Genomic DNA, 7,461 nt, shown 5'->3' with positions numbered 1-7,461 from the left:
TCGGGGTCGGCGTCTTCGACGGAACCCGACGGTGAGTCGGGGTCGTCGGGGTTGTTCATACCGGGTGCGGCCCACACCGCCCAGACGGCTTCTTGGTCGGCGCGGCATTCCGGGGTCATTTTGCCGGTCATCTTCGACATCTGCTGGGTGTCTTGGCGGCCGAGGAACACTTGACGTTTCTGCTGCCGGTCGACGTCGTCGGTCAACTCGCCGTCGGGGTCGAGGTGTGCCATCAGGCGGGCACCGATCGCGGTCAACTCGGCGGGGGTGTGCACGCGGGCGTAGTCGGCCATCTGCTTTTCGGCGTTGACTTTGATGTCGTGGTCGACCTGGTGCGGGATGTCGTCGAGGACGTCGATCACCACCCGCGCATGTGCGGGCCCGACCGCCCCGTCGGCGAACGCCTGCGCCAACGTGGGGTACTTCGGGGCGAGGGGCTCGCCGGTCAACCCGTGATAGGTGGCGGTGGCGGTCATCTGCTTGCGGCGGCGCATCGGCTCCGACACGCGTAAACCGACGACCATCATGTCGGTCACCGACCGAAACCCGAACCGGCGCTCCGCATTCCGGTCGGATAACTCGACGATCTGCCGGTCACCCTGAAACGTCAACCGGTTGATCGCGCGTTCATTGGCTGCCGCGACCTCCAGCAACGACTCATCCGAACACTGCGACAGATCCGTCGAACCCATCTGATCGAGAAGGGCATGCAACAACGTCACCTGCTCATCCGGCGCAAGAGCCGGCAGGTCGATCGTTGTCATTGTCACCCCCCAGTGAATACGACCACAGTGAATGCGATCAAACATCAGTTCGTCGCTGGTGCGTTCGAGTCTACGCCCGTAATGTCAGGTCGGCAACAAAGATCGAATACCTGTTCGAATATTCGAGATCGTCGCTGGTCAGGCCGGTAGTGTCGACCGCAGATACTCGAGGTCATCGGGGATGCCGTCGGCCGGTGTCTCGAGGATGACCGGGGCGTCGGCGGCAGCGGCCACCGCGACGAGGACCTCGGGATCGATATGCCCCGACGCGAGGTTGGCGTGCCGGTCGCGTCCGGAGTCGAACTCGTCGCGGGAGTTGTTGAGGTGCACCAGATCGATGCGGCCGGTGATCTCGCGGACGCGTTCGACGAGTCCGACGAGGTCTTCGCCGCCGGCCCACGCGTGGCAGGTGTCGAGACAGAACCCGGCCTGCTCGAAGTCGCCGACCGCCTCCCACAGACGATCGATCGCCTCGAGGGTGCGGGCCATCGCGTGGTCGCCGCCCGCGGTGTTCTCGATGAGGATCGGCACCCCGAAGCCGCCCTTGTCGACCTGGCGGTCGAACAGCTTGCGCCAGTTGGCAAATCCCTCCGCGGAGTCCTCGCCGTCACGCAGATGGCCGCCATGCACGACGAGCCCGAAGGCCCCGAGCTCCGCGGCGGCCGCAGCCTGCTCCTCGACCGCCTTGCGGGAGGGCATGCGCAGTCGATTGTTCAGGCTGGCCACGTTGATCTGGTAACTGGAGTGCACGACGACGTCGATCGGCGAGTCGCGGATCGCCTGCGCGTCCGGCCGGGGAACCGGCTTCTTCCACTTCTGCGGATCCGTGACGAACATCTGGAACAGATCGATGCCTAGGTCCGACGCGGTGGTCAGCGGGTCGTCGTCCTCCCGCAGATGAGCTCCGATGCGCATGGCTCACAAGCCTAGTTGTCGGTGATCACCGCAGTCACGGCGACGCCGAACCCGCGACCGAGACTTCAGTCGTTGGGCTCGGTCTCGATGGTGATCGGCACCCCGGAGGCGATGAGCAGTCGGCACGGCGCCTCGGTGCTGGGGTAGAGGTTCAGCCACTGGTGGCCACCGCCGTCGGCGTAGACCGAGTCGAGTGCTCGGTCGAGGCGCGCCTCGGCCTCCTTGGTGATGATGTAGCGCTGGTCGCCGTAACGCAGGAATCTGTTCGGCATGGGGAACCTCCTGACCCGGGCTCGGCCGGTTGGTCCGAGCGTAAACGGACACACCCCGGCGATGTGACGTACGCCACTCGAGTGTAGGTCCACAGGGCCGGTCGCGTGCGACCGCCGTACCCCTTTGCGTCGGTGACAAGGGACTACGCCGCACGATGCGTCCCCGACGCCACATGTTCATTAGGCTGACTACGGGTTACGGACGGGTGATCGGGCAATGACGATGCGGGGTAGGCGTGAGTATTGACGAATCCATCGATGCGCCACGCCCAGGTGGCCGGCGCCGTGACGGCTTCGCGAAGTCCGATTCGCGCGGTGCGTCCGAACCGGGCGATACCGCCCCCGACGAGGATGAGACGGCCGAGCCGACGGGAGTGGAACCCATCCTGTCCGATCTCGCCGCCGCGGCCGAGATGGAGGCCGAACCGGCCAAGCGCCGCGACCTCACGATGGTGCGACGGATCGCGATCACCGCGTGGGTGCTGTTCATGGTCTGGCAGATCACCGTGTACGGCCTGGCATTCGACCGGACACGTCTCATCGTTCTGCTGTGTCTGGGCCTCATCGCAGCCAGCATCGGCCGGCGCAAGATCATCACCGTCCTCCTCGACTGGGCTCCGTTCGCGCTGATCCTGATGCTCTACGACTGGACGCGCAATATCGCCCAGATCATCCAGGTCCCCGTTGCCTGGCATCTGGCACCCGACGTCGACAAGGCGATTTTCGGTGTGGTGCCCACGGTGTGGCTGCAGGCTCATCTGAAGGAGCCGTCGGCACCGTGGTGGGAAGTCCTCACGAGCATCGTCTACATGTCCTTCTTCGTCGTCCCCTACGCCGTCGCGGCCGTGTTGTGGCTGCGTGATCGTGCGACCTGGCGACGCTTCGCAGCCTGCTTCATCGCAGCCACGTTCCTCGGCCTCGTCGGCTACACCTTTGTGCCCGCTGCGCCGCCGTGGGCGGCCGCCCGGTGTACCTCCGCGGAGGTCGCCGACGGGCCGCGCGAGGCGATCTGCATGACGACGCCGCAGGCCACCGAACCCGGTGGAATTCTCGGACCGATCAACCCGAGCCACGCCGACGCCGCGCCGTACGTCGAGCGAATCTCGGCGCGCGGCTGGGAGTTCCTTCACATCCATGTGGCGTCCGATCTCATCCAGATCGGTCAGGGCAAGTCGAATCTGGTCGCCGCGATCCCGTCGCTGCATGCCGGTTTGACGATGCTGCTCGCATTGTTCATGTGGCCGCGCGTCAAGGCGCTGGGTAAAACACTGTTCATGGGGTACGCCCTCGCGATGGCCTTCACCCTCGTCTATACCGCAGAGCATTACGTGTTCGACATCCTGCTCGGCTGGGCGCTCGCCGCGGCGGTCATCGCGGTGTATCAGATCGTCGAACACAAGATCATCGGGCCACGCCAACGGCGCAAAGCCGCTGAAGCGGACGGTATATCGGACGAGTCCGCAGGCGCCGAGGCGCCGGCCACCTGAGTCAATGTCCATGTCGTCCGTGCGAATTCGGCATCGGCCGTGGTGGATTCGGGTCGTGATCGGTGTACTCGCCGTCGCGGTCTTGCTGATGCATGCACTGGTCACATGCTGCGGTGACCATCTCGTCGCGCGCGGCGAGATGCACGAGGTCGAACGCGGCGCGACTCCTCCGCGGCTGCCGCATGATGACGTGCCGGTGTCGATGACCACGGCGGGGGACACATCGACCGGTCACATGAGTGACGCCGGTGACTGCGTGATGGGGCACCACTGTGTCTTCGTACGCGGTGACGATGTTCCGACCCCACCGGTGATTCTCGTACTGCTCGTGTGGGGATTTGCAGCGTTGCCCGTCCTGGTCGGCATCGCGCCGGCCCTGCTCGGACATCTCGGTCGACCGCCGCCGTGGGCGCAGCCAACCCATCTGACCCTGTCGGTGATCCGCTGCTGATGGTCCTGCCCTTCGGGGCCGCATCGGACGCGCAATTCACCAACCAGACAGGAGTTTTCGGATGTACCTCACCACCACACGCAAGCTCGCCTCCGCTGCCGCCGCACTGGCAACGGCAGCGCTGATCGCATCGGCCTGCTCGTCAACCGATCCCGGGCCGGAAAGCACCGGCGGGGGCCATTCCGGGCACGGCAGTTCGGTCACCTCGGCGCCGGTCCCCTCTGCGCCGGTCACCTCTGCGCCGGGCATGTCGGCACACAATGCGGCCGACGTCATGTTCACCCAGATGATGATTCCGCATCACGAGCAGGCCGTCGCCATGGCCGACCTGGTACCCACACGGACGCAGAACGCCCAATTGCGGGCACTGGCAACACAGATCAAGAACGCCCAGCAGCCCGAGATCGACCAGATGACCGCGCGCCTGAAGTCGTGGGGTGTGGCCGTCGACGGCACCGGTCACGGCGGGCACTCGATGGATGACGGTCAGATGAGCAGCGGCGAGATGGGCGGGATGATGCCGCAGACGCAGATGGAGGCGATGGAGAAGGCCACCGGCGCGCAGTTCGACACGCTGTGGCTGCAGGGCATGATCGCCCACCACCAGGGCGCGATCGCCATGGCCGACGACGAGTTGAAGAACGGGATCAACCCCGAATCACGGGCATTGGCAACCCGGATCAAGACTTCGCAGCAGGCCGAGATCGATCAGATGAACGCGATGCTCGGGCGGTAGTACCCGATTCAGCCACGGCGCAACGGGAGTCGCATCAGGTAGACCTGATAGCCGGCGAAGATCGAATATGTGAAGTAGAGGGTCGGGCCGGATGTCGACCACGGGTGGATGAACGGCGCGTACCCCGAGTAGGGATCGTTGCGGGAGACGACGAGTTCGCCTGCCGACCACGGACCCTCGGGACGGTCCGCGGTGCGTAGCTTGACGCCGGGTTCGGTTTGCACCAGCGAGATGTACTTGCCCAGATACGAGTTCCACGCCACCGACATCTCGCCGTTCTTGGGCGGCATCACCGGAGTGGCGGCCCCGGGGTTGCGCGCCACCCACCGGCCGTTCGAGAAATACTCGTAGGCACCGGCGTTCTCCATCTGTGCCGCCGGTACACGCGCCAGATAGACCGAGCCCGAACGACTGTCGGGAGTGCCGTACTGATAGACGGTGTCACCGACCTTGAGGTAGGAGGCCATCTGGAACTTGACGTCCCCGCCGGTGTTGGGGCGCTGTGGCCCGACCCGCCGCCAGGTGTTTCCGTTGTCGTCGGACCGTGCGAGGCCCGCATAGTTGGTGATCCAATGGCTGTCGCCCAACCAGTGTTTCACCGACATGAAGTTCAGGTACTGGGTGTTGCCGACCGACACCCCGGAGGTCGGGATCAGCGTGATCTCTTGGCGCAGATTGGGTTTGAGAAGGCGATTCGCGTATCCGGGCGGTCCGCTGTGACCGGTGAAGGTCATGCCGTCGGCGAGATTGTGATCGGTACTGCGCAGCAGCACATTCGAACGCCAGTGGAACAGTGACCCGTAGAGCAGGGAACGGCCGTCGAATGATTGGGTGTCGCCGAAGGCGGTGAGGATCTCGCCGCGGCCGTTGTCCCACATGACCCCGAGATCGGTGCCGACGATGTCGTATCGGCCGACGGTGTCGTTGATCGCGCCGGGCCCGGTGAGCCGCGCGACGGTGGTGCCCGACCCCGCGGCGTACGTCGCGGCCCCCGCCGGTCCGCCGAAGATTCCGCAGGCCGTGAGGGCGACCGTCGTGGCCGCGACGGCCACCGCGGTTCGTCGGTGCGATCCGATCACGCGCAGTCGATTCGACAGCTGCAGTGGGAACCGGATCATGGCGTGGACCTTAGCAAAGCTACCGGTCCGGTGTGTGCTCTCGGTCACTACAGTGGTGTGTGTCTCACGCCTCGCGGTAACGCCCGTGGAGGTCGACGCTGGTGAAATCGATCTCGGCGGCAGCGTTGTTCACCGCGGTCACCATCCCGACGCCCCACATCCCGTCGACGTCGTAGAGCCCGGCCGTCGACACCGAGATCCCCTCGTGCTCGGTGTGCGTATCGGCCTCGACGCCGATGCGCTCACCCCGCGGCAGGCGCGACAATGCCACTGTCAGATCGCAATTGATGAAGCCGATTCCCGACGAGCCCCAATTGCCGATGAGGCTCGTGGATTCCGCACTGATCGCGGCGCGGACGAACGGCGTCAGCTCGGCGCCTGCGACCGCCGGCGCGGCCCGCGTCCACACGCGCTTGCGCAGCCCGTTCTGGTGTCTGCGCATGTCGTCGTCCCAGTCGCCGACCTCGGCTGCGCCGGTGTCGGCCGCGTCGGTGTCGGCCGCGTCGGAGGAGAACCGCGGCGCGTAATCGTCGATCGGTCCGGCCGGCGGATGGAAGGTGCTCGCCTGCGCCGGCCGCTGCCAGCGCTGACCCGGCGGGTTCTGCGACTCACGGAGGAACACGGTGGTCGCCCGGGCCACGACGACCTCGGCACCGCCCTCTGAGGTGCCACTGCCGGGGGTGTCATCCGGGTACTGCACCACGTCGACCTCGGCCACCCGGATACGTCCGCCCGCGCGCAGCAGCCGCGTCCGGGTCTCGGTCGGCGCCTCCCGCGCCACCTTGAACAGGTCGATGGTGAATCGCGCGGCTCGGAAACCCGGTTCGGCGAACTCCGATTCGGCGGTGTGTGCGGCCAGCGCGCACACCGCGGGACCGTTGAGAGTGCCCGGTGCCCACAGGCTTCGGGCGTAGGGCAGTGGTGTCACCCGCCCGTCGGAATCGGGCCGGAAGAACGCGACGTCGCTCATCTGATCTGTTTACCGCTCCGTGCCATTCGCCCGACGCGCGGGGTACATCGTCGAAACGGTGACGTGAATTCTGCTGGTGTGGCGGTGCGGTGCGTAGGACATTGGACCCAACCTGGGCCGAGCACCCACCGCCGATGCCCATGACGGGATAATCTGCGGAAATGACATTCGGTGTGAACACCAAGCAATTTCCCAGCGAGATCGTCGGCGCGGTCCGCACCGCCCTGATCGTGACCTCCATCGTCGGCATCGTGCTCGGCCTCGTCGCCGTGTTCTGGCCCGGGGCCACCACTCTGGTGCTGGCGGTGCTCTTCGGCATTTCCCTGATCATCGCGGGCATCTTCCGCATCTATCAGGCGTTCGCGGCGTCGTTCCTCTCCGGCGGGGCGCGCGCGATGCTCGGCATCGTCGGCGTGCTGACGTTGGTGGTCGGTCTCATCGCATTGTTCAGCCCGGACGACGCGGTGTGGCTGCTCGCACTGTTCATCGGTATCGGCTGGATCTTCCAGGGCGTGCACGATCTGTTCGGTGCGGCGTCGGGTTCGCAGCACTCGCCGACGTGGTTCCTGGTGCTCTCCGGGATCGTCTCGGTACTCGCCGGCATCGTGATGATCATCCTGGGGCAGTTCGCGGTCACCGTGGTGGTGTTCGTCGGCGGCATCATGCTCATCGTGCTGAGCATCGCCACCCTGTGCACCCTGCCCAAGAAGGTCGAAGGCGCCTGACCCGACGCCGATTCCGACCTTCC

The 7,461-nt window shown here is 65.9% G+C and carries 9 protein-coding genes; 4 read left to right on the top strand and 5 right to left on the bottom strand.

The annotated features are described in order from the left end of the window. The 3 genes from ACLQ3C_RS07705 to ACLQ3C_RS07695 all read right to left on the bottom strand — a co-directional run. Positions 1-764, bottom strand: a 764-nt coding sequence (locus ACLQ3C_RS07705) for a DUF222 domain-containing protein (protein ID WP_425704440.1), incomplete at its 3' end; no start/stop codon positions are given. A 138-nt stretch (positions 765-902) separates the two neighbouring features. Then, positions 903-1,679, bottom strand: a complete 777-nt coding sequence (locus ACLQ3C_RS07700; RefSeq protein ID WP_425704439.1) for a deoxyribonuclease IV — start codon at positions 1,677-1,679, stop codon at positions 903-905. 65 nt (positions 1,680-1,744) lie between these two features. Continuing rightward, a complete protein-coding gene (locus tag ACLQ3C_RS07695; RefSeq protein ID WP_425704438.1) occupies positions 1,745-1,951 on the bottom strand; it encodes a hypothetical protein in 207 nt (68 codons plus the stop codon). Between the two features lie 236 nt (positions 1,952-2,187). Between ACLQ3C_RS07695 and ACLQ3C_RS07690 the strand changes: the two genes are divergently transcribed. The 3 genes from ACLQ3C_RS07690 (at position 2,188) to ACLQ3C_RS07680 (ending at position 4,625) form a co-directional block, all read left to right on the top strand. Continuing rightward, entirely contained in the window at positions 2,188-3,438 is a 1,251-nt protein-coding gene (locus tag ACLQ3C_RS07690) for a phosphatase PAP2 family protein (protein WP_425704437.1), read from the top strand. 10 nt (positions 3,439-3,448) lie between these two features. Further along, positions 3,449-3,889 (top strand): hypothetical protein, encoded by a 441-nt coding sequence (locus tag ACLQ3C_RS07685; RefSeq protein WP_425704436.1) that lies wholly within the window; start codon positions 3,449-3,451, stop codon positions 3,887-3,889. 61 nt (positions 3,890-3,950) lie between these two features. Further along, the gene (locus ACLQ3C_RS07680) at positions 3,951-4,625 is read left to right on the top strand and encodes a DUF305 domain-containing protein (protein WP_425704435.1); all 675 of its coding nucleotides are present in this window, start codon (positions 3,951-3,953) and stop codon (positions 4,623-4,625) included. 8 nt (positions 4,626-4,633) lie between these two features. Here ACLQ3C_RS07680 and ACLQ3C_RS07675 read toward each other — a convergent pair whose 3' ends face one another. Both ACLQ3C_RS07675 and ACLQ3C_RS07670 read right to left on the bottom strand, forming a co-directional pair. Next, positions 4,634-5,677, bottom strand: coding sequence for a DUF4185 domain-containing protein (locus tag ACLQ3C_RS07675; RefSeq protein WP_425704464.1), 1,044 nt, complete (start codon positions 5,675-5,677; stop codon positions 4,634-4,636). Between the two features lie 130 nt (positions 5,678-5,807). Further along, a complete protein-coding gene (locus ACLQ3C_RS07670; protein WP_425704434.1) occupies positions 5,808-6,713 on the bottom strand; it encodes an acyl-CoA thioesterase domain-containing protein in 906 nt (301 codons plus the stop codon). A gap of 161 nt (positions 6,714-6,874) precedes the next feature. Between ACLQ3C_RS07670 and ACLQ3C_RS07665 the strand changes: the two genes are divergently transcribed. Continuing rightward, positions 6,875-7,438 (top strand): HdeD family acid-resistance protein, encoded by a 564-nt coding sequence (locus ACLQ3C_RS07665; protein ID WP_425704433.1) that lies wholly within the window; start codon positions 6,875-6,877, stop codon positions 7,436-7,438. Positions 7,439-7,461 lie beyond the last annotated feature (23 nt).

Source organism: Gordonia sp. DT30 (genome assembly GCF_049844915.1).
GTDB lineage: Bacteria > Actinomycetota > Actinomycetes > Mycobacteriales > Mycobacteriaceae > Gordonia.
Note: the sequence above shows the minus strand (reverse complement) of the source record. Positions and strands in the feature narration are given on the sequence as shown.